This is a genomic window from Mesorhizobium sp. M7A.F.Ca.MR.362.00.0.0 (assembly GCF_004023175.1).
Classification (GTDB): Bacteria; Pseudomonadota; Alphaproteobacteria; order Rhizobiales; family Rhizobiaceae; genus Mesorhizobium.
Map to the genome: position 1 here is coordinate 261 of NZ_RZTF01000719.1, position 1,251 is coordinate 1,511.

General features: G+C 64.7%; 1 protein-coding gene and 2 pseudogenes. 2 read left to right on the forward strand and 1 reads right to left on the reverse strand.

What is annotated here, in order from left to right:
• Together EOC06_RS44570 and EOC06_RS37100 are read left to right on the forward strand one after the other, a co-directional pair.
• Positions 1-401: pseudogene (locus tag EOC06_RS44570) on the forward strand (3,4-dihydroxy-2-butanone-4-phosphate synthase); the annotation flags it as partial.
• Positions 402-434: 33 nt separating this feature from the next.
• The gene (locus tag EOC06_RS37100) at positions 435-977 is read left to right on the forward strand and encodes a GNAT family N-acetyltransferase (RefSeq protein WP_128310103.1); all 543 of its coding nucleotides are present in this window, start codon (positions 435-437) and stop codon (positions 975-977) included.
• 38 nt (positions 978-1,015) lie between these two features.
• Here the strand turns inward: EOC06_RS37100 and EOC06_RS37105 are convergent.
• Positions 1,016-1,251 (reverse strand): annotated as a pseudogene (locus EOC06_RS37105) (MFS transporter); the annotation flags it as partial.

A 1,251-nucleotide genomic window follows, 5' to 3' on the forward strand; every position in this document is an offset into this window, starting at 1 on the left:
CCATGCACCACGTCGCCATCGTCTTCGGCGACATTCGTGACGGCGAGGAGGTCCCGGTGCGTCTGCATTCCGAGGATGTGGTGACCGATGTCTTCGGCACCAGTCACCGGCTCGACGCCATTATGAAGGCAATGGGCGAGCGCAGGCGCGGCGTCATCGTCTATCTCAGAGAAGGTTCCGTCGGCGTTGCGCATCAGGAGCGCAAACGACCGGCAAGCGGCGACCGCGAGGATCACGAAGAGGCCCGCCGCCGCGAAAACGAGTGGCGCGAGATCGGGCTCGGCGCGCAGATCCTCAAGGATCTCGGCATCTCCTCGATCAACCTGATCGCCTCGCGCGAACGCCACTATGTCGGCCTCGAAGGTTTTGGCATCCACATCGCCAAGACCGAGATCCTCTGAGCCTCCCGCCGATCCGGTTGCCGGAGAAGACGGATGAATGCGCCCCTGCCTTCCAGCCAGCGCAGCGAGCGGCTTTTGCTGCGCCGCCCGGCAGAGGCTGATCTGGATTTCCTAGCCGATCTCTTTTCGCGCGGGGAGCTTGTTGCGCATCGACCCGACCCTGTTCCGGATACAGCCCAGCAGAGCGCCGCGCGGCTGACGCGCGACATCGGTCATTGGGACAAGCACGGCTTTGGCCGCTGGGCGGTCGAGGCGGATGGAAAGTTGATCGGCTTCGGCGGCGTCACGGTATCGGCGGATTTCGACGGTCTGAACCTGTCCTATCATCTTCATCCGGCGGCCTGGGGACATGGCTATGCCACGGAATTGGTGAAGGAAGCACTGCGCACCGCGTTCGGCCCCTTGCGTGCCGATCGGGTTGTCGGCCTCGTCCGCCCCGCCAATCCGGCCTCGCGACGGGTGCTGGAGAAATGTGGCTTCGCCTTCGAAAAAGAGGTGATGCTGCGCGGGGCGCCAACGATACTTTTGGCATTGGCGCACCCAGGAAAAGCCAATATTTCAGGCCCGGCCGCCTAGAGCGGCGCGCCCGGTCCTAAAGCCCGGACGCGCCGGAACTATTCCGCGGCAATCGCGGCTGCTTCGCATCCGTCCATCTCGCACTCAGTCGTGGCAAGGCTGCGTTGGCCGAGCAGCACCGTGGCCAGTGCGATCGTGCCTGAAGCCACCGACACCCAGAACCCGCTCTGGGCGCCGAACGCATCCACCATCGCGCCGGCCGCGAACGAGCCCAGCGCCATGCCGATGCCGATGCCGGTCATGACCCAGGTGATGCCTTCGGTCAGCATCGCTT

What these genes read in the sequence shown, in the direction of transcription:
- EOC06_RS37100 (WP_128310103.1), top strand. Translation starts at nt 435, where the DNA reads ATGAATGCGCCCCTGCCTTCCAGCCAGCGCAGCGAGCGGCTTTTGCTG.